The sequence below is a fragment of the Oceanimonas sp. AH20CE76 genome, from assembly GCF_039654065.1.
Taxonomy (GTDB): Bacteria; Pseudomonadota; Gammaproteobacteria; order Enterobacterales; family Aeromonadaceae; genus Oceanimonas; species Oceanimonas smirnovii.
On record NZ_CP155481.1, the window covers coordinates 1,418,832 to 1,445,163 of the forward strand.

At 55.6% G+C, this 26,332-nt stretch carries 27 protein-coding genes and 1 riboswitch; of the genes, 21 read left to right on the forward strand and 6 right to left on the reverse strand.

Going from position 1 to position 26,332, the window contains the following annotated elements; genetic code table 11:
• The first annotated feature begins 42 nt into the window (after positions 1-42).
• The 12 genes from N2M06_RS06915 to moaE all read left to right on the forward strand — a co-directional run bounded on the left by N2M06_RS06915 (position 43) and on the right by moaE (position 9,569).
• On the forward strand, positions 43-1,422 hold the full coding sequence (locus tag N2M06_RS06915) for a sigma-54 dependent transcriptional regulator (RefSeq protein WP_026344921.1): 1,380 nt from the start codon (positions 43-45) through the stop codon (positions 1,420-1,422).
• On the forward strand, positions 1,415-1,789 hold the full coding sequence (locus tag N2M06_RS06920; RefSeq protein ID WP_019935736.1) for an Hpt domain-containing protein: 375 nt from the start codon (positions 1,415-1,417) through the stop codon (positions 1,787-1,789). The genes N2M06_RS06915 and N2M06_RS06920 overlap by 8 nt, the downstream gene beginning before the upstream one ends.
• Positions 1,790-2,125: 336 nt before the next feature.
• Positions 2,126-2,268: riboswitch (molybdenum cofactor riboswitch) on the forward strand.
• Positions 2,256-3,236: a GTP 3',8-cyclase MoaA gene (moaA, locus tag N2M06_RS06925; protein ID WP_346352022.1), complete on the forward strand. Its 981-nt coding sequence runs from the start codon at positions 2,256-2,258 to the stop codon at positions 3,234-3,236. (Overlaps the previous riboswitch by 13 nt.)
• Positions 3,237-3,425: 189 nt before the next feature.
• Positions 3,426-3,929: a ferredoxin-type protein NapF gene (napF, locus tag N2M06_RS06930; RefSeq protein WP_346352023.1), complete on the forward strand. Its 504-nt coding sequence runs from the start codon at positions 3,426-3,428 to the stop codon at positions 3,927-3,929.
• Entirely contained in the window at positions 3,926-4,195 is a 270-nt protein-coding gene (locus N2M06_RS06935) for a chaperone NapD (RefSeq protein WP_317075396.1), read from the forward strand. The genes napF and N2M06_RS06935 overlap by 4 nt, the downstream gene beginning before the upstream one ends.
• Positions 4,192-6,681: a nitrate reductase catalytic subunit NapA gene (gene napA, locus N2M06_RS06940; protein WP_346352024.1), complete on the forward strand. Its 2,490-nt coding sequence runs from the start codon at positions 4,192-4,194 to the stop codon at positions 6,679-6,681. Before N2M06_RS06935 ends, napA begins: the two co-directional genes overlap by 4 nt.
• 34 nt (positions 6,682-6,715) lie before the next feature.
• Positions 6,716-7,165, forward strand: a complete 450-nt coding sequence (locus N2M06_RS06945; protein ID WP_317075398.1) for a nitrate reductase cytochrome c-type subunit — start codon at positions 6,716-6,718, stop codon at positions 7,163-7,165.
• Between the two features lie 9 nt (positions 7,166-7,174).
• Positions 7,175-7,768, forward strand: a complete 594-nt coding sequence (locus N2M06_RS06950) for a cytochrome c3 family protein (RefSeq protein WP_346352025.1) — start codon at positions 7,175-7,177, stop codon at positions 7,766-7,768.
• Positions 7,769-7,897: 129 nt separating this feature from the next.
• Positions 7,898-8,413 carry a molybdenum cofactor biosynthesis protein B gene (moaB, locus tag N2M06_RS06955; protein ID WP_019935743.1) on the forward strand — a complete coding sequence of 172 codons (516 nt, stop codon included), beginning with the start codon at positions 7,898-7,900 and terminating at the stop codon, positions 8,411-8,413.
• Positions 8,410-8,889: a cyclic pyranopterin monophosphate synthase MoaC gene (gene moaC / locus N2M06_RS06960; RefSeq protein ID WP_019935744.1), complete on the forward strand. Its 480-nt coding sequence runs from the start codon at positions 8,410-8,412 to the stop codon at positions 8,887-8,889. Before moaB ends, moaC begins: the two co-directional genes overlap by 4 nt.
• On the forward strand, positions 8,882-9,127 hold the full coding sequence (moaD, locus tag N2M06_RS06965; RefSeq protein ID WP_346352026.1) for a molybdopterin synthase sulfur carrier subunit: 246 nt from the start codon (positions 8,882-8,884) through the stop codon (positions 9,125-9,127). The genes moaC and moaD overlap by 8 nt, the downstream gene beginning before the upstream one ends.
• Position 9,128: 1 nt before the next feature.
• On the forward strand, positions 9,129-9,569 hold the full coding sequence (moaE, locus tag N2M06_RS06970; protein ID WP_346352027.1) for a molybdopterin synthase catalytic subunit MoaE: 441 nt from the start codon (positions 9,129-9,131) through the stop codon (positions 9,567-9,569).
• Positions 9,570-9,816: 247 nt separating this feature from the next.
• Here the strand turns inward: moaE and glp are convergent, their stop codons facing one another.
• A complete protein-coding gene (glp, locus tag N2M06_RS06975) occupies positions 9,817-11,058 on the reverse strand; it encodes a gephyrin-like molybdotransferase Glp (RefSeq protein ID WP_317075401.1) in 1,242 nt (413 codons plus the stop codon).
• Between the two features lie 157 nt (positions 11,059-11,215).
• On the opposite strand from glp, the gene folE reads away from it, so the two are divergent.
• From folE to speA, 4 genes are all read left to right on the forward strand, one after another.
• Entirely contained in the window at positions 11,216-11,872 is a 657-nt protein-coding gene (gene folE / locus N2M06_RS06980; RefSeq protein WP_019935748.1) for a GTP cyclohydrolase I FolE, read from the forward strand.
• A 2-nt stretch (positions 11,873-11,874) separates the two neighbouring features.
• Positions 11,875-12,147: a SelT/SelW/SelH family protein gene (locus N2M06_RS06985; protein ID WP_019935749.1), complete on the forward strand. Its 273-nt coding sequence runs from the start codon at positions 11,875-11,877 to the stop codon at positions 12,145-12,147.
• Between the two features lie 89 nt (positions 12,148-12,236).
• Positions 12,237-13,148 (forward strand): patatin-like phospholipase family protein, encoded by a 912-nt coding sequence (locus N2M06_RS06990; protein WP_317075402.1) that lies wholly within the window; start codon positions 12,237-12,239, stop codon positions 13,146-13,148.
• A 186-nt stretch (positions 13,149-13,334) separates the two neighbouring features.
• Complete coding sequence (gene speA / locus N2M06_RS06995; protein WP_019935752.1) at positions 13,335-15,239, forward strand: biosynthetic arginine decarboxylase; 1,905 nt, start codon at positions 13,335-13,337, stop codon at positions 15,237-15,239.
• A 26-nt stretch (positions 15,240-15,265) separates the two neighbouring features.
• On the opposite strand, the gene N2M06_RS07000 is transcribed toward speA, so the two are convergent.
• On the reverse strand, positions 15,266-15,424 hold the full coding sequence (locus N2M06_RS07000) for a DUF2496 domain-containing protein (protein WP_019935753.1): 159 nt from the start codon (positions 15,422-15,424) through the stop codon (positions 15,266-15,268).
• Positions 15,425-15,651: 227 nt separating this feature from the next.
• Between N2M06_RS07000 and N2M06_RS07005 the strand changes: the two genes are divergently transcribed.
• From N2M06_RS07005 to N2M06_RS07015, 3 genes are read left to right on the forward strand one after another with little or no spacing between them, the layout of a single operon-like run.
• On the forward strand, positions 15,652-16,281 hold the full coding sequence (locus N2M06_RS07005) for a TetR/AcrR family transcriptional regulator (RefSeq protein WP_317075403.1): 630 nt from the start codon (positions 15,652-15,654) through the stop codon (positions 16,279-16,281).
• Positions 16,282-16,308: 27 nt separating this feature from the next.
• Positions 16,309-18,576 carry an acyl-CoA dehydrogenase gene (locus N2M06_RS07010; protein ID WP_346352028.1) on the forward strand — a complete coding sequence of 756 codons (2,268 nt, stop codon included), beginning with the start codon at positions 16,309-16,311 and terminating at the stop codon, positions 18,574-18,576.
• 3 nt (positions 18,577-18,579) lie between these two features.
• Positions 18,580-19,206, forward strand: a complete 627-nt coding sequence (locus N2M06_RS07015; RefSeq protein ID WP_019935756.1) for a bifunctional 4-hydroxy-2-oxoglutarate aldolase/2-dehydro-3-deoxy-phosphogluconate aldolase — start codon at positions 18,580-18,582, stop codon at positions 19,204-19,206.
• A 106-nt stretch (positions 19,207-19,312) separates the two neighbouring features.
• On the opposite strand, the gene pyk is transcribed toward N2M06_RS07015, so the two are convergent.
• The 4 genes from pyk to sodB all read right to left on the reverse strand — a co-directional run bounded on the left by pyk (position 19,313) and on the right by sodB (position 24,429).
• Positions 19,313-20,752 (reverse strand): pyruvate kinase, encoded by a 1,440-nt coding sequence (gene pyk, locus N2M06_RS07020; protein WP_346352029.1) that lies wholly within the window; start codon positions 20,750-20,752, stop codon positions 19,313-19,315.
• Positions 20,753-21,298: 546 nt separating this feature from the next.
• Positions 21,299-22,150, reverse strand: coding sequence for a MurR/RpiR family transcriptional regulator (locus N2M06_RS07025; protein ID WP_317075405.1), 852 nt, complete (start codon positions 22,148-22,150; stop codon positions 21,299-21,301).
• A gap of 248 nt (positions 22,151-22,398) precedes the next feature.
• Positions 22,399-23,712 carry a 30S ribosomal protein S12 methylthiotransferase RimO gene (gene rimO, locus N2M06_RS07030; RefSeq protein ID WP_317075406.1) on the reverse strand — a complete coding sequence of 438 codons (1,314 nt, stop codon included), beginning with the start codon at positions 23,710-23,712 and terminating at the stop codon, positions 22,399-22,401.
• A 132-nt stretch (positions 23,713-23,844) separates the two neighbouring features.
• Positions 23,845-24,429 carry a superoxide dismutase [Fe] gene (sodB, locus tag N2M06_RS07035; protein WP_019935760.1) on the reverse strand — a complete coding sequence of 195 codons (585 nt, stop codon included), beginning with the start codon at positions 24,427-24,429 and terminating at the stop codon, positions 23,845-23,847.
• Between the two features lie 254 nt (positions 24,430-24,683).
• Here sodB and N2M06_RS07040 point away from each other — a divergent pair, with 254 nt between their 5' ends.
• Positions 24,684-25,022, forward strand: coding sequence for a Grx4 family monothiol glutaredoxin (locus N2M06_RS07040; protein ID WP_317075407.1), 339 nt, complete (start codon positions 24,684-24,686; stop codon positions 25,020-25,022).
• A gap of 167 nt (positions 25,023-25,189) precedes the next feature.
• Entirely contained in the window at positions 25,190-26,323 is a 1,134-nt protein-coding gene (gene solA, locus N2M06_RS07045; RefSeq protein ID WP_346352030.1) for an N-methyl-L-tryptophan oxidase, read from the forward strand.
• Positions 26,324-26,332: the final 9 nt, after the last annotated feature.

Sequence of the window (26,332 nt, forward strand, 5' to 3'; positions counted from 1 at the left end):
AGGCCCAAAGAAAATGACAATGAATTCAATGAGAGAAGTATGATGGTAGATAAAAGGCTAACTGTCCTGATGGTGGAAGACACGCCGTCATTGGCAGCCATGTATCAGATGTTTTTGCAGGATGAGCCTTTGGTGCTGACGACAGTCAGCAACGGCCAGCAGGCACTGGAGCATATTAAGCGCGAGCCTCCTGATATTTTGCTGCTGGATTTAATCCTGCCCGATATGCCGGGTATGGATATTTTGCAGTGGCTGCATGAAGAGCAGCTGAATATTACTACCATAGTGATGACGGCTCACGGCTCTGTGGATGTCGCGGTAGACGCCATGCGTCTGGGGGCTCATGACTTTATCAGCAAACCGGTAGAAGCCGAACGGCTCAAGGTGACCCTGCATAACACCATGAAATTTCGCCGGCTCAATCAGCTGGTCAATCAGTATCGCCATGAGATCGACAGAAAGCGTTTTCAAGGGTTTATCGGTGAAAGTCTGCCGATGCAAAAAGTTTACCGGCTGATTGAGAATGCCGCTCCCAGCACCGCTACCGTCTTTATTACCGGTGAAAGCGGCACTGGCAAGGAAGTATGTGCTGAAGCTATCCATCAGCTCAGTGGCCGCGCTGACGGGCCTTTTATTGCACTGAACTGTGCCGCTATTCCACGTGATTTGATGGAAAGTGAGCTGTTCGGCCATATCAAGGGTGCCTTTACCGGTGCACTGCAAGACAGAGACGGCGCTGTTATCCGTGCCAACGGCGGCACTCTGTTTATGGATGAAATCTGTGAAATGGATCTGGAGCTGCAGAGCAAGCTGCTGCGCTTTTTACAGACCGGCCTGATCCAGCCGGTGGGCAGCTCCAATCATGTGAAAGTTGATGTGCGCATTGTGTGTGCCACCAACCGGGATCCGCTTGTTGAAGTAGAGCAGGGCCGTTTTCGGGAAGATCTCTACTACCGCTTGCATGTGATCCCGGTACATCTTCCGCCACTGCGCGAGCGGGGAGGAGATGTAATTAATATTGCCACCACCCTGGTGCGTCAGGCGTCACGGGAAGAAGGCAAAGATTTTGTGGGGCTGTCTGAGGCAACCAAAAATCGTTTGCAGGCATATCACTGGCCCGGCAATGTGCGCCAGCTGCAAAACGTGATCCGTAATGCAGTGGTGCTGCATCAGGGAGAGTGGATTGAAGTTGATATGCTGCCGGCACCACTTGATAGCATTACAACCGGAGCGACAACGGCCGATCATGACGGAGCAGCGGCATCTCAGCCCATATTACCGCTGGCAGTGGTTGAACGAAAAGCCATAGAACGCACTATTGCTCATTGTGATGGCAACATCTCCCGGGCTGCAGCCATGCTCGAGGTCAGCCCGTCAACGATTTATCGTAAGCTGCAAAGCTGGGGAGATGATAATGGCTGACTGGCAAACACTTTACCCTCGTCTGCCGCTGTTGGATCCGGCACGACTGGAACAACTGGTCAAAGATCTTGGGCAGGATGCACTGGGCCGTCTGCTGATCTTGTTTGCGGAAGACGGCATACAGCAGGGAGAAGCGCTGGAGCAGGCGTTTAATGAAGGAAATCATGAAGGCATGGCACTATGGTGCCATAGTCTTAAATCAGCCTGTGGCAGTTACGGTGCTTTACGCTGTCAGTTCCTGGCAGAAAAGCTGGAACAGGCTTGTCGTCAGCAACAGACTGATCAGGTGTCGTTACTGATGGCAGCCTGGCAACAGGCGCTGAGTGATACCCTTGAAGCGGTTCAATTACACAGAGAAAGCCGTTAAGCAGGCAAAAAAAATGGCCAACCCAATGGGTTGACCGAACTTCAGCGGGAGCTGAAGAGAGCACGGGATAAAAACGACTGCTTAAGTATATGAAAGTATCGTGCCAACTTTTCAAATCCCCGTCATTGCTGGCTTTCCAGTGTATTTGAATAAATACCGACCAACCCAAATTGCGGAATGTCGCATTGTGCGACAGGTGTTTGTTGCGTAATGCAATTTCCCTTCTATCTCCCTCTGACAAAGCAAATAAATACCGATACAGTCCATATTCTCTTGCCGGCAGCCAAATATTTCTTGATCTAAAGCTATGTTTACACCTAAGGTGAGGTGAGAACATTGGTTTACAAACTCCGAGTTCGTCATCGCCTAAGTTGGGTTCTCAATAAGGTGTGCGGACCGCTCGGGCCTTCGGGCTCGTAAGGGTGTTATCAGAAATGATGCCGCCTCCCGTTTTGGAAAGGTGTTTATGCTGGAACTACAAGACGCGTTCGCGCGCAAATTTCATTATTTGCGGCTGTCGGTGACCGACGTCTGCAACTTTCGCTGTCAATACTGTTTGCCTGACGGTTATCGTCCCGACGGCCGCAAGTCTTTTCTTACCCTGAGTGAGATCCGTCACATCACTCGTGCTTTTGCCGCCATGGGCACCAACAAGGTGCGCATTACCGGTGGTGAGCCCTCCATGCGCCGGGACTTTACCGATATCATCGAAACGGTGGCATCTACGCCCGGCATTCGCAAGGTGGCTACCACTACCAACGGCTATCGTATGGCGGAGCAGGTAGCAGACTGGCGCAGTGCCGGGCTGGGCGCTATCAACGTCAGCGTTGACAGCCTGGATCCGCGCATGTTTCACCAGATCACCGGTCAGAACCGTTTTCATGAGGTGATGGCGGGCATTGATGCCGCCTTTGCGGCCGGTTTTGAGCAGGTGAAGGTGAATACAGTACTGATGCGCGGGCTCAATGACGGTGAGCTGGGTAACTTTCTGGCCTGGATAGAGTCCAATCCCATTCAGTTGCGTTTTATCGAGCTGATGCAAACCGGTGAAATGGACGAGCTGTTTGACCGTCATCACGTGCGTGGGGCGGCCATCAAGGAAAAGTTGCTGGAAGCCGGCTGGCAGCAAAAAGTACGGGCGCATAATGATGGTCCGGCGGAAGTATTCTGGCATTCGGACTATGTGGGCGAAATTGGCCTTATCATGCCTTATGCCAAAGACTTCTGTGCCAGTTGCAACCGCCTGCGGGTGTCGGCGCTGGGTAAGTTGCATTTGTGCCTGTTTGGTGAATATGGTGTAGATCTGCGTGAGCTGCTGCAGCATGAAGAACAACAGGCGGCGCTGCAACGGCGCTTGCGTAACGCCCTGGCCGATAAAAAAGCGACCCACTTTCTGCATGAAGGCATCAGCGGCATGACACCGCATTTGGCATCCATCGGCGGTTAATAGTTTCATAACAATGCAGGGTGGTGGCTGGTGTCATCGCCCGATACTGATCTGCATCAATATATCCCTGAATACCCCGTATTCAGGGTTTCTATCGCTACTCCCTTTCTATACTCTGTAAATACTCATTTAAACTCAGCTTGTCACACTTGTGCTACATTTCAGGCTGTTACTAATAATGGGAGCAATATGGATACCGCACCCGATTTATCCCGCCGGCGCTGGCTGAAGGGAGGATTGACGTCTCAGCATCATGTTCAGCCTCTGCCCTGGGCACTGGACTGGCCAGCATTTACCGCCCAATGCACCCGCTGTGGCGACTGCATTCGAGCCTGCCCCGAGCAGATTATTGTGGTGGCCGACGGCGGCTTTCCGGCCATCGATTTCAGTAAAGGTGAATGCACTTTCTGCACCGACTGTGTCAGTGCCTGCGGCGAGCCTCTGTTTTATTCCACCGAACAGGCCCCCTGGCAGCAAGTGGCTGCTTTCAGTCATGCCTGCCTGGCTCATCAGGGTGTGCATTGCCGCAGTTGTGAAGATAGCTGCGAGCCCCGGGCCATTCGCTTTCGGCCCCGGCTGGGGGGCGTATCGGTGCCCGAGCTGGAGCAGGATGCTTGCACCGGTTGCGGCGGCTGTGTGGCGGCCTGTCCGGTGAGTGCCATCAGCATTGTTAAAGAGGGAGGAGCAGCATGACGGAGCAGGAATGGCATGTGGCCAGCCTGGTGGTGTATTGCAAGCCTGAACAAATGGCAGCGGTGATCACCACCATTAACGCCATGCCCGGTGCCGAAGTGCCGGTGTTTGGTGAGCAGGGCAAGCTGGTGGTGTCCCTTGAAGGACCCGACCAGAGTGCCATCGTGGCCAATATTGACCGCATAGCGCCCCTGGACGGCGTGATATCGACCACTCTCATTTATCATGAGTTTGCCGGCCAGGAAGCCGGTGAGGAGCAAGCATGAAACTGAATCGTCGTGATTTTATGAAAGCCAATGCGGTGGCGGCGGCAGCAGCAGCGGCCGGTCTGGCCGTGCCGGCCATGGCGACCAACCTCATCACCAGCCGGGATCAGACTGCCATTAAGTGGGACAAGGCACCCTGCCGTTTTTGTGGCACCGGCTGCTCGGTACTGGTGGGCTCACAAAACGGCAAGGTAGTGGCCACTCAGGGTGATCCCAAGGCACCGGTAAACCGGGGGCTGAACTGCGTTAAAGGGTATTTTCTGTCAAAAATCATGTACGGCAAAGACCGGCTGACCACGCCGCTGCTGCGCATGAGTAACGGTCAATACGACAAAAATGGCGAATTCACGCCCGTCAGCTGGGATCAGGCCTTTGATATCATGGCTGAAAAGTGGAAAGCCGCGCTCAGGACCAAAGGGCCGGAAGCAGTGGGCATGTTCGGCTCCGGTCAGTGGACCATCATGGAAGGCTATGCTGCCGCCAAGCTTTTCAAGGCGGGTTTTCGCTCCAATAACCTGGATCCCAATGCCCGCCATTGCATGGCGTCGGCGGTGGCCGGCTTTATGCGCACCTTTGGCATGGACGAACCCATGGGCTGCTATGACGACATTGAAGCCACCGACAGCTTTGTGCTGTGGGGCTCCAATATGGCGGAAATGCACCCTATTTTGTGGTCCCGCCTGACCGATCGCCGGCTGAGCGCGCCTCATGTGCGGGTGCATGTGCTTTCTACCTATGAGCACCGCAGCTTTGAGCTGGCGGATAATGGCATGGTATTCAAGCCCCAGACTGATCTGGCCATTCTTAATTACATTGCCCACTACATTATTGAGAACGGTCATGTAAATCAGGACTTTGTGGAGCGTCATGTACGCTTTGCACGGGGTGAAACCGATATCGGTTATGGCCTGCGGCCCACCCATCCGCGCCAGGCGGCGGCTGCGCACCCGGACTCCGGTGCTTCCACGCCCATGAACTTTGATGAGTTTGCCGCCTTTGTCGCCGACTACGATGTAAACACAGTTGCAGATCTGTCCGGGGTTCCGGCATGGCGGCTGGAAGCGCTGGCCAAAGCCTATGCCGATCCCAATACCAAGGTGGTGTCGTTCTGGACCATGGGCTTTAACCAGCATACCCGGGGCACCTGGGCCAATAACATGGTTTACAACATACATCTGCTGACCGGCAAAATCTCCGAGCCGGGCAACAGCCCGTTTTCACTGACCGGCCAGCCGTCTGCCTGTGGCACCGCCCGGGAAGTGGGCACTTTTTCTCACCGTCTGCCTGCCGACATGGTAGTAACCAATCCGGACCACAGAGCCGTGGCCGAAAAAATCTGGAAGCTGCCCGCCGGCACCATCAATCCTGAGCCCGGTTATCACGCCGTGCTGCAAAACCGCATGCTCAAAGACGGCAAGCTCAATGCCTATTGGGTGATGTGTAACAACAATATGCAGGCGGCGGCCAATATGAACGAAGAAAGCCTGCCCGGCTATCGTAACCCGGAAAACTTTGTGGTGGTCTCCGACCCGTATCCCACAGTGACCGCTCAGGCGGCGGATCTGGTGCTGCCCACCGCCATGTGGGTAGAGAAGGAAGGAGGCTACGGCAATGCCGAGCGCCGCACTCAGGTGTGGTATCAGCAGGTAAAAGCGCCGGAAGGGGCGCGCTCGGATCTGTGGCAGCTGATGGAGTTTTCCAAACGCTTCACCATGGAAGAGATCTGGCCTGAGGAGCTGCTGACCCAGATGCCCGAATACCGTAGCAAAAGCCTGTATGACGTGCTCTTTACCAACGGTCAGGTCGATCGCTTTCCGGCGGAAGACTGCAAAAACGAGTTCAATGACGAGCGGGACCACTTCGGTTTTTATGTGCAGAAGGGCCTGTTTGAAGAATATGCGGAGTTTGGCCGCGGCCATGCTCACGATCTGGCCCCCTACGACAGATACCATGAAGAGCGGGGGCTGCGCTGGCCGGTGGTGAACGGCCAGGAAACCCTGTGGCGCTACCGGGAAGGCTATGACCCTTATGTAGAAGAGGGGGCCGGTGTGCAGTTTTATGGTCATAAAGATAACAGGGCGGTGATTTTTGCATTGCCTTACGAGCCGGCGGCGGAAGAGCCCGATGACGAGTTTGACCTCTGGCTGTCTACCGGCCGGGTGCTGGAGCACTGGCACTCGGGCACCATGACCCGCCGAGTGCCCGAGCTGCACAAGTCTTATCCTGCCGCTCAGGTGTTTATGCACCCTGATGACGCCAGGGCCCGGGGCCTGCGCCGGGGCGATGAGGTATTAATGAGCTCGCGCCGGGGCGAAATGAAAACCCGGCTGGAAACCCGGGGCCGCAACCGGCCGCCCAAAGGCCTGGTATTTGTGCCCTGGTTTGATGAAAGTCAGCTGATTAACCGCCTGACCCTGGATGCGACCTGTCCGCTGTCCAAGGAAACGGATTACAAAAAGTGCGCCGTCAAGGTGACCAAGGCATAACCCACGTCAATGTGAGCAAGGTGGAGAATCGCATATGAGCATCACCGCAAAACATCTGCTGGCACCTTTGTTGCTGGTGCTGGCCGGACTGGCAACGGCTGCCCCCGATGCGGGTAACATGGAATCCCTGCGGGGAAAAATGTCCCTGGACAAGGATCCGGCTCCTTCTCGTATTGCCGATCCGTTGAAAGATCAGGGCATACAGGACAGGGTTTATATTCATCAGCCACCGCTGGTACCTCATCAGGTGCGTGGCTATGAGGTGGATCTCAAGGTAAACCAGTGCCTGTCCTGCCATGGCTGGAAAAATGCCGCCGAACGCAACGCGCCCAGAGTAAGCCCCACTCATTATGAAAACCGGGATGGCCTGACCCTGGGAGACATCAGCCCGCGGCGTTATTTTTGTCTGCAGTGTCATGTGCCGCAAACCGGGGCAGAGCCGCTGGTGGATAACGTCTTTACGCCGGTCGAGTCACTGCGCTGAGGAGGCATTATGGCAAAGAAAAACGGACTGCTGCGCGGCTTGTGGCGCGTGTTCCGCTCGCCGGCACGCGTGGCGGCAGGGGTGGTGCTGTTGCTGGGCTTTATTGGCGGGGTTATTTTCTGGGGGGGCTTTAACACCGCCCTGGAAATGACCAACACCGAGAACTTTTGCATCAGCTGCCACGAGATGCGCGATAACGTCTATCTGGAATACAGAGATACCATTCATTATGCCAACCGTTCCGGGGTGCGCGCCAGTTGTCCCGACTGTCATGTGCCGCATGAATGGACCCACAAGATAGTGCGTAAAATTGCCGCTTCCAAGGAAGTGTGGGGCAAGATCACCGGCATTATTGACACCCCGGAAAAGTTTGAGGCCCATCGCCGGCACATGGCCGAGCGGGAATGGCAGCGCATGAAGGAGACTGACTCCCGGGAGTGCCGCAACTGTCATAACTTTGACTTTATGGACTTCAGTGTGCAGGGCAATCGCGCCGCTCAGGCTCATTCCACCTCACTGGCCAGCGGTGAAAAAACCTGCATCGACTGCCATAAAGGCATAGCGCATCAGCTGCCGGACATGAGCGGAGTGGCCGGTTTCTGATCTCGGTCATGCAGCAAGGCAACGCCTGTGGCAATATGGCCACAGGCTTTTTTTTGGCTTGACCTGCTGCCGGGCAGCGGGAACAATGCCGGTAAGTTAATTTTATGTGAAAATAATTAAGGTGACATCATGAGTCATGCAAGTCAGGAGCTGGTGCCGCTCAATATCGCGGTGCTGACGGTGTCTGATACCCGTACCGAAGAAAGCGATACCTCCGGTCGTTTTCTGGTAGAGGCGCTTACCGCGGCCGGCCACCGGCTGGCAGAAAAAGTCATTCTCAAGGATGACAAATACGAGATTCGTGCGCTGATTTCCCGCTGGATAGCCAGCCCGCAAGTGCAGGTGGTGATCATCACCGGCGGCACCGGCTTTACCGGTCGTGATACCACACCGGAAGCGGTGGCCCCGCTGCTGGATGTGCAGATTGACGGCTTTGGCGAGCTGTTCCGTCATATCACCTATCAGGAGCTGGGCACCTCTACCGTGCAAAGCCGCGCGCTTGGCGGCCTGGCCAACCGCACGGCGGTGTTCTGCCTGCCGGGCTCCACCGGTGCCTGCCGCACCGGCTGGAACGGCATTCTGGCCGAGCAGCTGGATGCCCGGCACAAGCCCTGTAATTTTGTGCAGCATCTGGTGAGCCTATGAGCCGGCTTACTCATATTAATGCCTCCGGTGAGGCCAACATGGTGGATGTGAGCGATAAGGCAGTGACCAGCCGGGAAGCCCGGGCCGAAGCCTGGGTGCTGATGGCTCCCGAGACCCTGGCGCTGATTGTAGAGGGCCGGCATCACAAGGGTGATGTGTTTGCCACCGCCCGCATTGCTGGCATTATGGCGGCCAAAAAAACCTCTGATCTTATTCCGTTGTGCCATCCGCTGGCGCTGTCGAAAGTGGAGGTCAAGCTTGAGCCATGCCGCGAGCGCGGCGGCGTGCGCATAGAGAGCTACTGCAAGCTGGCCGGTCAGACCGGCGTGGAGATGGAAGCGCTCACCGCCGCATCGGTGGCGGCGCTCACCATTTACGACATGTGCAAGGCGGTACAGAAAGACATGCTGATAGAGGGCGTACGTCTGCTGGAGAAAAAGGGCGGCAAGTCCGGGGAGTTCAGAGCTGATGATTAAGGTGGTATTTTTTGCCCGCGTGCGGGAGCAGCTGGGTGAAGACGAGCTGTCGCTCGAGACAGAGTTTGCCAATGTGAACGCCCTGCGTGAGCATCTGGCGGCGCGCAACGATACCTGGGCGCAGGTACTGGCCGACAACAGCCTGCTGGTGGCGGTCAATCATGAAATGGCCAATCCGGCAACCCTCCTGAAGGACGGCGATGAAGTGGCGTTTTTTCCGCCGGTAACCGGAGGTTAGCATGATACGGGTTCAGACCGAGGACTTCTGCCTGGCCAGCGAATATGAGGCCTTAAGCCAGTCGTATCAGACCGGTGCCGTGGTCACCTTTGTGGGCAAGGTACGTGAGATGAATCAGGGTGATGCGGTCAGTGGCATGACCCTGGAGCACTATCCGGGCATGACAGAGCACGCGCTTGAGCAAATTGTGGCCGAGGCCAACAGCCGCTGGCCGCTGCTGGGGTGCCGGGTGATCCACCGGGTGGGCGCATTGGAGCTGGGGGATCAAATTGTGTTGGTAGGCGTGGCCAGCCAACACAGAGAAGCGGCATTCGAGGCCTGCCATTTTATCATGGATTACCTGAAAACCCGTGCTCCCTTCTGGAAAAAAGAACGCACCACAGATGGCGAACGCTGGGTGGATGCCAAACGCAGCGACACCGATGCGGCGAGCAAGTGGTGACCCTTCGGGAGCTTGAAGCTGTAAGCTATCAGCTATCAGTGGTGTAACTGGCAGGCATGATGTCTGCAAATAAACCTATGTAAGCTGGCAGCGAGCAGACGCTACCGATGGTGCATGAAGCAGCAGTGGGGATTGCCGAAGCCGACCATAAAATGCCACGGATGGCATTTTCGAGCGTCCCATGGAGGGGCCCGAAGCGTGTCGGCGGAGTGCAACCGCACTGCTGCTTCATATAGCAGGGTGGGGTTTACCAATACAGGCCGTCAATCAATTCCAGGGTGACGGTGTCGCCTTTTTCCACATGGCCTCTGTCCTGCTCCAGGTGCAGCAGGCAGTTGGCTTCGGCCATGGCGCTGAACACCGCCGAGCTCTGTGAGCCTGCGGGCACCACGCCCAGGGAGCCGTCGGCCTGTGTTTCCACCCAGCCGCGCTGAAAGTCCATTCGTCCCGGTGATTTTCTGAACGGCATCAGTGCCGTGGCCTGCAGAGTGATGGCAGGAAAGAGCTGCTCGCCGGCCAGTTTTGCCAGGGCAGGGCGCACCAGCAGGTGAAAGGTAACCGCCGCCGACACCGGATTGCCCGGCAAACCGAAAAAGGCGCATTGGTCGATATGGCCAAAGGCAAAAGGTTTGCCCGGTTTGACCGCCAGCTTCCAGAAGCCAATGCGGCCCACTTCTTCCAGCACGGCCTTGGTGTGGTCGGCATCGCCCACCGACACGCCGCCCGAGGTCACAATGGCATCGTGGCTGGATGCGGCTTTTAAAAACGTCTGGCGGATCAGCGTGGGATCATCAGCAATAATGCCATAATCGGTGATCTCCACTCCCAGCCGGCCCAGCATGGCCGCCAGACCAGTGCGGTTGGAGTCGTAAATTTCGCCCGGTGCCAGCAGCTCGCCGGGGCGCTTCAGCTCATCACCGGTAGACAAGAGCGCCACCCGCAGCGGCCGGCGCACCGGCACCTGCTCCAGCCCCAGTGAGGCCAGCACCGACAGCACGCGGGCATTAATACGCATGCCGGCCTTAAACACCACTTCGCCCTGAGCCACATCTTCTGCCGCCTGACGCACGTTCTGACCCGGGCGTACTGCCTGGGCAAAGGTCACACGGTTGTTGGCAGAGGTGCAGTTTTCCTGCATTTCCACACTGTCGGCCCCCAGTGGCAGGGCCGCACCTGTCATGATGCGCACACACTGGCCGCTTTCTACCCGGCCGGTGAACGGATGGCCCGCCAGGCTGGTACCAATTAATGCCAGCCCCTGTCCGGCAGTGGCATCGGCAGCCTGCAGGGCATAGCCGTCCATGGCCGAATTGGTAAAAGCGGGCACATCCAGCGGTGACGTCACCTCTTCTGCAAGAATTCGGTTCAGAGCCTGCTCCAGCGGCACCAGCTCGTTAGTGTCAAGGGTATCCAGCTGCCCCAGCATATCGGCTTTGGCATCTGCAAAAGGGCGAAGGCCCGGCTGACTGCAACAATCCTGAATGGCCATAATCCGGCTCCCTGAATGGTGTTGATTGACTACATTATTCCAGACCCGGGCAGTGATTGTCATGACGGTGTCATCAAAATGAGCGCTAATCCGTCATTCACAGCCAGTGTCAAATGCACTAACATGCCCTCTGCTTGTAAATCCCACGGAGAAGATGATGACCGCACTGAGCGACGAAGCCATTCGGGTCCGCTCGGCCCTGGAAGCCCGGGGTCTGGAAACCCCGATGCGCCATAACCCCCTGAGCCGGGATCAACAGCAAGAGCAGATCACCGGCCTGATGACCCAGGTAATGGATGTGCTCGGGCTGGATCTGGAAGACGACAGTCTGGCAGAAACCCCCCAGCGCATCGCTAAAATGTATGTGCGTGAGATCTTCTCCGGGCTGGATTATAGTCAGTTCCCCAAAATTACCCTGATCGATAACAAAATGAAGGTCGACGAAATGGTACAGGTGCGCAATATCACCATGACGAGTACCTGCGAGCACCATTTTGTCACTATAGACGGCACTGCTACCGTGGCTTACATTCCGCGCAGCAAGGTGATTGGCTTGTCCAAAATTAACCGCATTGTGCAGTTTTTTGCCCGCCGGCCTCAGGTACAGGAGCGGCTGACCCAACAGATACTGGTCGCATTGCAGACCCTGCTGGAGTCGGAGGATGTGGCAGTGAGCATGACGGCTACCCATTATTGCGTCAAGGCCCGCGGTGTGATGGATGCCACCAGTACGACTACCACCACCTCTCTGGGGGGAATTTTCAAAAGCCGGCAGGAAACCCGTCAGGAGTTTCTGAGCGGTGTGGTGCGCTGAGCATGAAGCCCAGAGTGGAAATTCGCTATTGCAGTCTGTGCCGCTGGTTGTTGCGTTCGGGCTGGCTTGCCCAGGAAATGCTGTCCACGTTTGCTGATGATCTCGGCGAGGTAGCCCTGATCCCGGGTGACAAGGGACAGTTTCAGATTTTGGTAAACGGCGAGCTTATCTGGTGCCGGGTGGCCGATAACGGCTTTCCCGACGCCAAGGAAATAAAGCAGCGCATTCGGGACCAGATTGCCCCGGAGCGCGACCTGGGCCACAGCGATCGCTGACAACTCTGTCACTGTGTGCTGAGCTTTGCGGCTAAACTTAGAAAAAATAATGTTTATGCTGCCATCAGAACGCTAAGACAGGGCTGTCTATGTTAAGGCTGCACACCCAACCATATCATCATAACGGTATTGAGCTTGCCGGTGCATCTGCCAAGCTGGCGCTGGTGTGTGAAGGCGGCGGTCAGCGGGGTATTTTCACTGCCGGTGTGCTCGACGCCTTTATGGCTGATTCGTTCGATCCCTTTCAGTTATTTATCGGCTCTTCTGCCGGTGCCCAGAATATATCCAGTTTTGTCTGTCACAGCCCGGGTTATGCCCGGGAAGTGATCATGGACTACACCACCCGATCGGATTTTTTCCGGCCGCTGCATTTTGCCCGGGGAGGCGATTTGGTGGATCTTGACTGGTACTTTGAGGTACTGCGCCATCAGCTGCCGCTGGATGTTGCAGGCGGCCGTCTGCGGCTGGGACAGCGTGAGCTGTTGTTTTGCAGTACCCGGGCGCGGGATTATCAGGCTTGTTACTTCCACCCGGACAGTACTGACTGGCTGCTGGGGCTGAAAGCGTCCAGTGCCATACCGCTGTTTTACCGTAAAGGCGTGGAATGGCAGGGAGAGCGCTATCTTGACGGCGGCGTGGCCGATGCCATTCCGGTGCGTGAAGCCTGGCGCAGAGGAGCGGGTGTGATCGTCGTGATCCGCACACAACCGGCGGCTCAGCGCATCAACCTCAGCTGGTTGCACCGGCTGGAAAGTCTGGCTGGCAAGGAGCGTATCGGCGAGCTGCTGGGAATTATTCGTGCTCATCAGCATTGCTGTCACGATGCCTGTCGTTTTATCGAACAGCCGCCAGATTCGACAAATGTCCTGGAAATTGCACCGCCCGTGCCGTTGCAAAGCCGTGTGCTTGGTTCAGGCAGGCAACAGCTTGAGCAGGATTACCAACTGGGTTTTCGTTGCGGCCAGCAGTTTTTGCTGAAATATGGCGAAAAGATAACATGATGGAGGGGATGAATGCGGGTTTTTTATCAGGTTTCGTCTGGTCAGCGGCACAACCGGACTGTACACTCGCGGCCCCGGTTTTTATCATGGCCGTGAACGGCTTACTGTTAAACCGACTCATACTCATGCCGGGCAGCGCAATGCCCGGATTTTCTGTGACCCTGAACCAAAAAGGGGACAAAACGCATGGCTGAATGGTCCGCAAGCGACGCACTCAAAATCTACAACCTGCCTTACTGGGGCGCGGGTTTTTTCCATCTCGATGAACAGGGGCGTGTCTATGTCACTCCTGATAAAACCCGCCCCGATGCCAGAGTGGTGCTGGCAGATGTGGTGGAGCAACTCAAGGCTGAAGGCTATGCTGCGCCTGTCCTGCTGCGTTTTCCGGATATTATCAAAAGCCGCATTGATGCGTTGTTTCATGCCTTTAACGGTGCCATTGAAGACTATGGCTATGAAGGCGATTACCTGACTGTGTATCCGATTAAGGTGAACCAGCAGCGCGGCGTACTGGATGCCGTCACCAAGGCCTACAAAGACAAACCCCGGCTGGGGCTGGAAGCCGGCTCAAAGCCGGAGCTGCTGGCGGTGCTGGCCCATACTCATGAAACCGAGTCGGTGATTGTCTGCAACGGCTACAAAGACAAGGAATACGTGCGCCTGGCGCTGCTTGGCACCAAAATGGGCCATCAGGTTTACATTGTGATTGAAAAGCTGTCTGAGCTGTCCCTGGTAATGGAAGAAGCCGCCAAGCTTAAGGTGTCGCCGCGTCTTGGTGTGCGGGCCCGGCTGGCGTCTCAGGGCGCAGGAAAATGGCAGTCGAGCGGCGGCGAGAAGTCCAAGTTCGGCCTCAGTGCCACTCAGGTGCTGAGCCTGGTCAATCAGCTGAAAGATGCCGGCTGCATTGACTGGCTGCAGTTGCTGCATTTTCATCTGGGATCTCAGATTGCCAACATTCGTGATATTCAGAAGGGCATTCGCGAGTGCGGCCGCTTTTATGCCGAGCTGCGCCGGCTGAATGTGCCGGTCAACATTGTGGATGTGGGCGGTGGTCTGGGCGTGGACTATGAAGGCACCCGCTCACAAAGCTACTGTTCGGCCAACTATAATCTGCGCGAATATGCCAACAATGTGGTGTGGGGCATCGGCAATGTCTGCCGGGAGTATGAGCTGCCGCATCCGCGTATTATCAGCGAGTCTGGCCGGGCCATTACTGCTCACCATGCCATGCTGGTGGCCAATGTGATCAGTATTGAGTCGGCTCAGAGCACGCGACCGGCAGCGCCGGCAGAAGATGCCCCCTTTTTGCTGAAAAATATGTGGGAAACCTGGAATGATCTGTGCCGGGACGATCCGCCCCTGCTGGAAATCTATCACGACACAGTAGCAGAGCTTGCCGATGTGCATGGTCAGTACAATATGGGCATGCTCACCCTGGAAGACAGAGCCTGGGCAGAAGAAGTACACCTGAATATTTGTCTGGCCATCAAGCAAAAGCTGGATCCGGTAAACCGGGCACACAGGCCCATTATGGATGAGCTGAATGAAAAGCTGGCAGACAAGTGCTTTGTAAACTTTTCGCTGTTCCAGTCGTTGCCCGACGCCTGGGGGATTGATCAGATCTTTCCGGTGCTGCCCCTCGACGGCCTCGACAGAGCGCCGGCGCGGCGTGCGGTGATCCTGGACATTACCTGCGACTCTGACGGTGCCATTGATCAGTATGTAGATGGTCAGGGTGTGGAAACCACACTGCCCATGCCGGAGTTTGTGCCCGGACAGCCCCAGTATCTGGGCTTTTTCCTGGTGGGGGCCTATCAGGAAATTCTGGGCGATATGCATAATTTGTTTGGTGACACTCACAGTGCCGAGGTGGTGCTGGATGAGCAGGGCAAGGCGCACATCACCAATATCAAGGAAGGCAGCAATGTGGCCGAGCTGCTGCGTTATGTGGACATTGACCCGACCGTCATCAATGCCCAGTATGAGTTGCAGGCAAGCCATCCCGATCTGGATGAGGAAACCCGGGCGCTGTTGTTGAAAGAGCTTTCTGCCGGGCTTGAAGGCTACGCCTATCTGGAAGAAGAGCAATAACATCAACGCCCCGAAAGGGGCGTTTGTTATTGGTCTGCAGGCTGCTCATGCAGTTTACGCTCAAGATCCTGAGTCACAATGGCCAGCGCCTTGAGTGCCAGCTCTGGATCGACCTGGTTTACTTCAAGTAATTCAATCAAGTCTACCGCCAGCTGTATGTGTGCGGGTGCGTCTTTCAGGCTCATGTTTCAACGTTCACTTATCAAAAATAAAAAAAACGCCCAGCAGTGAATGCTGGGCTAAGACTTAGTGCTTAATTGCAGTGGCATCTTGTAGGAGCCCTTCCGGGAACAAAGGTTCCCGAACATTTGCAAAAAGACTGCATAAAAAATATTCACAGCGGATTGCTTGACAGCCGGACGTGTCAAACATAGATTTTAAACAAATGTTTAAAACTTGTTGAGGGTGTCCGGTGGCGCGTAACAATACCAAACAAAAAATACTCGATGCCGCCGAAGTGTTGTTTGCCGAGCAGGGCTTCAGCGACACGTCACTCAGGCTGATCACCAGTGCGGCAGATGTGAACCTGGCCTCGGTCAATTATCACTTTGGCTCGCGCAAGGATCTGATCAAGGCGGTAATGAACCGTTATCTCAGTCAGTTTATGCCCGAGGTGAATAATAGCCTGCGGCAGCTGCTGAATCAGAACGAGATAAAAGTCCAGCAGGTGTTTGAGTGCTTTGTCAGTCCGCTGATGGGGCTGACCCGTATACGCCGGCGCGGTCCCGAGATTTTCCTCCAGCTGCTGGGGGGGGGCTATATGGATAACCAGGGCTTTTTGCGCTGGTTTATTGTTAACCAATATGGTGAAGTGCTGGACAACTTCTCCCGTTGTATCAGACGGGCGATTCCGGGCCTGTCGTCGGCAGACTTGTTCTGGCGGCTGCACTTCACCCTGGGTACCGTGGTATTTACCATGGCATCCGGTGACGCTCTGCGTGATATAGCCCGTAACGATTTTAATGAGAATATTGACGTGGAAGGCCTGGTTCGAAAGGTAATTCCTTATCTGGCAAGCGGCATGGAAGCCCGCATCGATTGACACAACCAAGGGGTTGAGGAGGTCATAATGAGTTTACGCAGAAAGTGGATAAGTGCACCGGCATTCAATACTTTTAAAAAGGTATTACCGCCGCTGTCGGCAACCGAGCGTGAAGCCATGGAAGCCGGCTCGGTCTGGTGGGACGGTGAGCTGTTCAGCGGCCGGCCCGACTGGTCGAAATTACTGGCCTATGGCCCGTCCGAACTCAGCGAGCGGGAACAGTCATTTCTTGATAACGAAGTGGAAACCCTGCTGGCCATGCTGGATGATTACCAGATTGTCAGCGAAGAGCGGGAGTTACCCGAGCCGGTATGGGACTATCTGCGCAGCAATGGCTTTTTCTCTCTGATCATTCCTGAGTCTTATGGCGGGCTGGAATTTTCTGCGTTTGCCAATTCCACCATAGTGGCCCGTATTGCCAGTCGCAGTACCAGTGCTTCTGTTACCGTGATGGTGCCCAATTCGCTGGGTCCCGGCGAGCTGTTAACCCATTACGGCACCGAAGCCCAGAAAAACCGCTGGCTGCCCGGCCTTGCCAATGGCACCGAAATTCCCTGTTTTGCGCTTACCGGCCCCGAAGCCGGCTCTGACGCCGGTGCCATTCCCGACAGTGGCGTGGTGTGTATGGGCGAATATGACGGCAAGGAGGTGCTGGGCCTGCGCCTGAACTGGGACAAGCGCTACATTACACTGGCTCCCCGCGCGACCGTGCTGGGGCTGGCGTTCAAACTGTACGATCCCGACGGCTTACTGGGCGACAACAAGGAGCCGGGCATTACCTGTGCACTTATTCCTACTTCACACCCGGGTGTCGAAACCGGCGACCGGCACCTGCCCATGGGACTGGCGTTTTTAAACGGCACCACCCGTGGCAAAGATGTATTTATTCCCATCGACTGGATTATCGGCGGCCCTGACTATGCCGGCCGTGGCTGGCGTATGCTGGTGGAGTGCCTGTCGGCAGGACGGGGTATCTCGTTGCCGGCACTGGGCGCGGCCAGTGGCCATCTGGCGACCCTCAGTACCAGTGCCTATTCGGTAGTGCGTAAACAGTTTGGTCTGTCTATCGGCCGTTTTGAAGGCGTTCAGGAGGCCATGGCCCGTATCGGCGGTCTGACCTACCAGCTGGAAGCGGCCCGCCGGCTCACTACCAGAGCGCTGGACTCCGGTGAAAGTCCGGCCATCGTAACGGCCATATCCAAATATCACATGACCGAAATGGCCCGCACCGTGATGAACGACGCCATGGACGTGCACGCGGGCAAGGCCATTCAGATGGGTCCCAAAAACTACCTGGCCCACAATTACATGGGCATGCCCATTGCCATTACCGTAGAAGGGGCCAATATTCTCACCCGCAACCTGATGATCTTTGGTCAGGGTGCCACCCGCTGTCACCCCTATGTGCTGAAAGAAATGGAAGCTGCTGCCAATCCCGATGAAAAAGCGGCGCTGGAGCAGTTTGACAAGCTGTTGTTCAGTCATATTCGCTTTGCCACCGGTAATGCGGCCGGGGCTCTGTGGCAGGGGCTGACCGGGGCCCGCTTTAATAACTCACCGGTGTCCGGTGAAACGGCGGTGTATTATCGCCAGCTCAGTCGTATGAGCCGGGCGCTGGCATTGTGTGCCGATGTGTCCATGCTGATGCTGGGGGGCGATCTCAAGCGTAAAGAAATGCTCTCGGCCCGGCTGGGAGATGTGCTCAGCCACCTTTATCTGGCCAGTGCCACCCTGAAATACTTTGAGGATAATGGCCGTCAGTCACAAGATCTGCCTTTTGTGCATTATGCGGTCAGCCGCAACCTGCACCTGATAGGTGAAGCCCTGAGCGGATTTTTGCAGAACTTCCCTAACAGGGCAGTGGCTTTTACCCTTAAAGCGCTGGTATTCCCGTTGGGTAACCGTTATCGCATGCCCTCAGACCGTTATGTGCACGGTATCTGTAAGCAGCTGATGAAACCAGGTGGCATACGAGACCGGCTGTCGGCACTGTGTTACCGGCCAGCCGCCAGTGAGCCCGGCCTGGGTGAACTGGAAGCGGCCTTTGAAGCCATGGTGGCGGTCGCCAGTCTGGACAAAAAAATTGCCAAGGCGCAGAAAGACGGCACCTTGCCGCGTAAGCTGGCGCTCAGGCCACTGCTGGAGCAGGCACAGCAGGCAGGTATTATCACAGAGAGTGAAGCCCAGCGGCTGAAACAGGCTGATGAGCTGCGTCGCAAGGCCATAGCGGTAGACAGTTTCGCGCCCGGTGTGCTCAGCTGTCAGCAGCAGGTGAAAAAAGAAAATGCAGCCTGATCCATGAGTGATATTATCCAGCAACTTGGCAGCCGGCGGTTGCTGCCATTGATCACTCTGGAGCAGCCGGCATCTGTGCTGTCCCTTGGCAGAGTGCTGGAAGATAACGGCCTGCCGGTAGCGGAAATTACCTTTCGTACCCCAGCAGCAGCCGATGCCATTGCGTTGCTGCGCCGGCACCATCCGCATATGCTGATTGGTGCCGGTACCATCCTTAACCGGCAACAGGCACTGGCTGCCAAAACAGCCGGTGCCGATTTTATGGTATCCCCCGGGTTTAACCCCAATACAGTGACGGCCTGCCGGGAGCTGGATATTCCCATTATTCCCGGGGTTAATAATGCCAGCACCATAGAGGCAGCGCTGGAAATGGGCCTGACTACACTCAAGTTTTTTCCGGCCGAGCCGTCGGGAGGCGTTGCCATGCTGAGCGCCCTGCTCGGACCCTTTGGTCAGCTCAGTGTGCTGCCCACAGGGGGGATTGATACCAATAACCTCGGAGATTATCTGGCCATACCACAAGTGCTGGCGTGCGGCGGCTCCTGGCTGGCCTCGCCGGAGCTTATCAAGGCAGAAAACTGGCAGGAAGTTGCCCGGCGCGTGCGGCAGGCGGTGGCGTTAAGCCAGTAAAAAGGCCGGACTACACGTCCGGCCTTTTTTATATTGTCATTCCGGCGAAGACCGGAATCCACTCTGTTATGGACTCCGGGTCACGCCCGGAGTGACGGTATCTCGCTTATTCTACCGTCAGAATTTTGCAGGTATTGGTGCTGCCCACCACTTCCATCATGTCACCGTGGGTCAGCAATACCAGGTCACCGCTGTTTACATGGCCGGCTTCTTTCAGAATGGCAATGGCATTACGGCAGGTTTCAGAGATATTTCTGGTCTCGTCAGCCTTGAAGTAAACCGGGGTAACACCACGGAACAGGTTGGCCCAGGACAGGGTTTTTTCTTCCTGAGACAGGGCAAAAATCGGCAGACCGGAGCTGATGCGGGACAGCAGCAGCGGCGTAGTACCGGAATGAGTCAGTGCCACAATGGCCTTTACACCCTGCAGGTGGTTGGCGGCATACATGGTGGACATGGCCACGGTTTCTTCCACCGACGTAAAGGTAAAGTTCATGCGGTGGTTGGAGACATTGATGCTGGGGTGCTTTTCGGCACCCAGGCACACTTCGGCCATGGCTTTTACGGTTTCTACCGGAAAGTCACCGGCAGCGGTTTCCGCAGACAGCATAACGGCATCAGTGCCGTCCAGCACGGCGTTGGCCACGTCCATCACTTCGGCACGAGTAGGAAGCGGCGCTGTGATCATCGACTCCATCATCTGAGTCGCAGTAATCACCACCCGGTTCAGGCGGCGGCTGGTGCGGATCAGTTTTTTCTGCACGCCCACCAGCTCGGGGTCGCCGATTTCCACGCCCAGATCACCACGGGCTACCATGACGGCGTCGGACGCCAGCACCACGTCTTCCATGGCGGCATCGGTTGCTACCGCTTCGGCGCGCTCTACCTTGGCCACCAGTTTGGCATTACTGCCAGCAGCGCGTGCCAGTTCACGGGCAATGCGCATGTCTTCACCGGTGCGGGGGAAGGAAACGGCCAGATAGTCCACGCCAATTTTGGCCGCGGTTTTGATGTCTTCTTTATCTTTGTCGGTCAGGGCCGGAGCAGACAGGCCGCCGCCTTTCTTGTTGATGCCCTTGTTATTGGACAAGGGGCCGGCCACTGTCACTTCGGTCAGTACCTTGTTGCCTTCCACGCCTTCAACACGCAGCTGTACGCGGCCGTCGTCAAGCAGCAGAATGTCGCCGTTTTTAACGTCTTTGGGCAGCTCTTTATAGTCAATGCCCACGGCCTGCTGGTTACCTTCGCCCTTGGGCAGATCGGCGTCGAGAACGAACTTGTCGCCGATATTCAGCTGAATTTTACCGTCTTTAAAGGTGGAAACACGGATCTTGGGACCCTGCAGGTCACCCAGAATGGCCACGTGCTTGCCCAGTTTTTTGGCAATTTCCCGCACCTGGTTGGCACGGTTCATATGATCTTCCGGGGTACCGTGAGAAAAGTTCATGCGAACCACGTTAGCACCGGCGGCAATAATACCTTCAAGGTTATTATCGCGATCAGTAGCAGGACCCAGAGTGGTAACAATCTTGGTGCGTCTTAACATGAGAGACTCCAATTGGAAGAAAAAATGAATACGACAGGTAAAACAGAATTGTATTTCAGAGTGAAAGCGCCCGGTTGTGAAAAGGTCCGGAAACTATCGCCAGTAGCAGGAGAGACGGCTTCATCCTGAGCCGGAGCTGACGATTGATGATAAGGCCATGGTGTGCTCACAGTCTGACGCTTCATCCTTGGTTTATGTAATTGTTACCGATGATAACTGAAGCGATAGCAAAAGTGTAGACGAGATCACAAAAATGCTGAGGTTTTGAAAAGACCTTGATGCAGGTCAAAGTTCACGTTGAGTGGCAGCATAAGCAGATGTATGAATGATGACAAGTTAATGATTTTTAAAATAAATAATTAAATCGATACAAGGGGGAGGGAGGGTTGTGAATGGTTTATGATACAATCTGAGCGAAATGAGTATGCAGAATAATGCGATTTTTGTGTCTGATTGCTTGTAACATTTTCACCGCTGGTTAACAAAAGCAACAGCAGGGCAGGGCAAACACAGGCAGCATGCAGAACCACGCCGCCTTTATCATGGTTATAGATGAGGGCTGTCAAAGCGGGAGTTTTTAATGCCTTCTTTTACCTTTTTCAGGTTTTCGCGAAAACGGGCACCCCGGCGCAGAATAAAGCCGGTGGCAAGTACGTCGATCAGTACCATCTGTGCCAGCCGTGACGCCATGGGCAGATACACATCTGTGTCTTCCGGCACATCCATCGACAGCACCACATTACATTCCCGGGCCAGGGGAGAGTCCTTGGCGGTCAGGCCAATCACCACGGCGTCATTCTGTCTGGCCAGCTGGGCTACTTCCACCAGTGCCTTGGTGCGACCAGTATGGGAAATCAGTACCACCACATCGCCTTCGGTGCTGGCAATGCAGCTCATACGCATCATCACCACATCATCAAAGCATTGCACCGGCACATTAAAACGAAAGAATTTATTCATGGCATCGTGTGCTACCGCAGAAGACGCGCCCAGCCCAAAAAAAGACAGCTTGCGGGCCTGGGTCATGATGTCTACACAGCGGTTGACCGCCTGAGGATCCAGGCTTTGGCGGGCCGAGTCGAGGCAGGCCATGCTGGATTCAAAAATCTTGGCGGTATACGACTCGGGGCCGTCGTCTTCTTCTACATGACGATTTACATAAGGTGTGCCATTGGCCAGGCTCTGGGCAAGGTGCAGTTTGAAGTCAGGAAAGCCTTTGGTGTCGAGCCGGCGGCAGAAGCGGTTTACCGTGGGCTCGCTTACGTCGGCCAGCTTGGCCAGAGCGGCAATACTGGAGTGAATGGCGGTCTGGGGAGAAGCCAGAATGACTTCGGCTACTTTGCGCTCAGACTTGCTGAAACTGTCGAGATTTTTGGTAATTTTTTCCAATGTATTCATCTGAACTTCCGGCTCAGTAAGGCGGGCGGTGCCCCACCTGAATGACACAAAATATCGATAACCACTATACAGGACAAGGACTCGGCGCGAGAGGCCTGATATACCAAAGTATGATAATTTCAGGCAAAAATCAGACGGATGCTGAAAAATAAACCAATAAAACTGTAGTTAAACAACAAATGAAATGAATTAACAACACACGATTATAAAAAAGCCCCGTAAACCGGGGCTGTTATTCACCACTCTTTTCAGGCCAGCTCGGCCCAGAGATCGTATTCGTCGGAATGGGTCACGGTGACGGTCACCATATCACCGGGCTTGAGGCTGGTTTCGCCGTTCAGATAGACCATGCCGTCAATTTCCGGTGCATCGGCGCTGGAGCGACCAATGGCACCTTCTTCGTCCACCTCATCAATCAGCACCTTGATGGTTTTGCCCACCTTTTGTGCCAGACGACGAGTGGAAATCTGCTGCTGCAGCGCCATAAAGCGCTCATAGCGTTCCTGTTTAACCTCTTCCGGCACCGGATCCGCCAGCTCGTTGGCGCGGGCACCTTCCACCGGGCTGTAGGTAAAGCAACCCACGCGATCCAGCTCGGCCTGTTCAATAAAGTCGAGCAGCATTTGAAAGTCTTCCTCGGTCTCGCCGGGGAAGCCCACAATAAAGGTGGAGCGAATAGTAAGCTCGGGGCAGATTTCGCGCCAGCGGCGAATACGCTCGAGGGTGCGCTCTACCGCGCCCGGGCGCTTCATTAACTTGAGAATGCGCGGGCTGGCGTGCTGCAGCGGAATATCCAGGTAGGGCAGGATCTTGCCGTCGCGCATCAGCGGAATAAGGTCGTCCACGTGCGGGTAGGGGTACACATAGTGCAGTCGCACCCAGACGCCCATTTTACCCAGCTCTTCACACAGGGCCTGAATATGGGTCTTGACCGGGGTGCCGCTGGCAAAACCGGTTTTGTGCTTCACGTCTACGCCATAGGCGGAGGTGTCCTGGGAGATCACCAGCAGCTCCTTGACGCCGGCATCCGCCAGCCGGCCGGCTTCGGCCAGCACATCCCCGATGGGGCGGCTGTCCAGATCGCCGCGCATGGACGGAATAATGCAGAAAGTGCACTTGTGGTTGCAGCCTTCGGAAATTTTCAGATAGGCATAGTGCTTGGGCGTGAGTTTTACTCCCTGCTCCGGCACCAGGTTCACAAAGGGGTTGTATTCCGGACGGGGCACATAGCGGTGCACATGCTCCAGCACCTGCTCGTAGGAATGAGGGCCGGTAATTTCCAGCACCTTGGGGTGCACTTCACGAATTTGATCTTCCTTGGCACCCAGGCAACCGGTAACGATGACCTTGCCGTTTTCGTTCAGGGCTTCGCCAATGGCTTCCAGGGATTCCTGAACGGCACTGTCGATAAAACCACAGGTATTGACGATCACCATATCGGCATCATCGTAAGAAGGCACTACGTCATAACCTTCGATACGCAGCTGGGTCAGAATACGCTCGGAGTCGACCAGGTTTTTCGGGCAGCCGAGAGACACAAAGCCAATACGGGGAACAGACATACTCACTAGATTGGACTCACTTTGAAGTACTGATATAAGAAAGGGCGCATTTTACACGGGAAAGGACTGATTAAAAAAGCCCCAATAACAAAAACACCCCGGCAGGCCGGGGTGTTTTGCGCACAAGAAAACTTACTTGGAGAAGTTTTCGGCAGCGAAGTCCCAGTTAACCAGGGCCCAGAAGGCTTTTACGTAGTCAGGACGCACGTTACGGTAATCGATGTAGTAAGCGTGCTCCCATACGTCACAGGTCAGCAGGGGAGTGATGCCGTCTTCGGTCAGCGGGCAGCCGGCGTTGGAGGTGTTTACCAGGCCTACGGTGCCGTCGGCCTTTTTCACCAGCCAGGTCCAGCCTGAGCCGAAGTTGGTCACGGCAGACTTGGTGAACTCTTCTTTAAAGGCATCGAAAGAGCCGAAAGCGGCCTTGATGGCATCGGCCAGGGCACCGGTAGGCTCGCCGCCACCGTTGGGAGACAGGCAGTTCCAGTAGAAGGTGTGGTTCCATACCTGAGCGGCGTTGTTGAATACACCACCGGTAGAAGTCTTGATGATGTCTTCCAGAGACTTGCCTTCGAACTCGGTGCCCGGAACCAGGTTGTTCAGGTTAACCACATAGGTGTTGTGGTGCTTGCCGTAGTGATATTCCAGGGTCTCCTGGGAGATATGCGGTTCCAGGGCGTTCTTGGCATAAGGCAGTGCGGGAAGTTCAAAAGCCATGTTCAATTCTCCATTATTATGCGCCGGGTGAACCGGCGAAGACATTGCTGCTTCTTGCTGATGACAGTGACGACCTCATACAGCTTAGTCGCACACCGCTAAATTGCTGAATAGATTGTAACAGTTTGCCCGCAGGCTAAACAACAACAGCTTTTGTGCGGGTAACTGGGCCGGTAATTTATCGGTTCCGGCCCTTGAGACCGACAGGGGATACAGTAGAATAGAATTTTTACACACTCTGGTCCGAGGTGGTCATGGACACCATTGAAAAAATCAAATCCCAAATCGGTGAAAACCCCATTCTGCTGTATATGAAGGGCTCTCCCAAGTTTCCCAGCTGTGGTTTTTCCGCTCAGGCTTCCCAGGCACTGATGAACTGCGGCGAGCCGTTTGCCTATGTGGATATTCTGCAGAATCCGGAAATTCGTGCCGAGCTGCCCAAATACGCCAACTGGCCCACCTTTCCCCAGCTGTGGGTGGAAGGAGAGCTGATCGGCGGCTGCGACATCATCATTGAGATGTTCCAGCAGGGCGAGCTGCAGACCCTGATCAAGGACACTGCCGCCAAACATCCCAAGCCTGAACAGGCCTGATTTCAAAAAGCAGGCGCAAGCCTGATCTTTGAAAACTAATGCAGTCATGCCGGCCCTGAGCCGGCATCTTTTTGACTGGTGTCTGGGGGCCGAATGATTTGCCGGAATATCAGGACTCGCCCGGCCCGCCATTTACCAGTCCTGTTTATCAACACGGCTATTCCCTCATGGATACAGACATTCTCATTATCGGTGCCGGCTCGGTCGGTATGGCAGCGGGCTTTCATGCGGTTCGCCATGGGGCCCGGGTGATCCTGCTCGATGAAGGGCATCCGCCCCATGTCTTGGGTTCCCATCATGGCAGCACCCGGCTGACCCGTACCGCCTATGGTGAAGGGGCGGCCTATATTCCGCTGTTGCTGCGAGCCAGAACCTTGTGGTCCGAGCTGGAGCAACTGAGCGGCGAGCGGGTGTTTGAGCCCACGGGTGTGCTCAATCTCGGGGTTTCCGGCAGTCCCTTTCTTGCTCAGGTCGAACGTAGTGCCGCTGAGTATGGGCTGGCATTGGAAATGGAAAGCGCGTCCGGCATTGAAGCCCGCTGGCCTGGCTGGCATGTGCCTGCCGGGGTTACGGGTGGCTTTGAACCCGATGCGGGTGTGCTTTATTGCGAACGGGCGCTGAAGGCCTGGCACCGGCTTGGTACCGAGCGGGGAGCACAATTACTTGGCGGGCGCACCGTGATCGGCTTGCGGGCGTTTTCAGGCGGAGTGGAGGCAGAGCTTGCCGACGGTACCCGGCTGACTGCGGCACAAGTGCTGGTGTGTGCCGGTCAGCGGGTGGCACCCTTGATGGCATCACTGGGGCTGTCGTTGCCGTTACAGCGAGTACGCAAAACCTTTGCCTGGTACCGTGCCGGGGTCGGGCGTTACGGTCCTGCGGCATTTCCTGGTTTTTCAGCCGATCTTGCTGACGCTATCTACTACGGTTTCCCTGCCCTGAACGGAGAAGGACTCAAAATAGGGCGACATGATGCCGGCCAGCCATTGGCACCGGGAGAACCCCTGGCTCCCTTTGGCTTTTTTGAAGAAGACAGAGCGGAGCTGGACGCCTTTGTGCGGACCTATCTGCCGGAGGTGGGGGAGTGTCTGGAGGGCAAGGTGTGCCACTACATTCGTACGCCGGACGAGCATTTTTTGCTGGACAGACATCCCGAGTTTGAACGGGTGTTTTATGCCAGTGCCTGTTCAGGGCACGGCTTCAAGTTTGCCGGTGTATTGGGTGAGGTGTTTTCCCATTGGATGCTGGATGGTGAGCCGAGCTTTGATCTCAGCCCCTTTGCTTTAAGCCGTTTCGGCGCATAAAAAAACCGG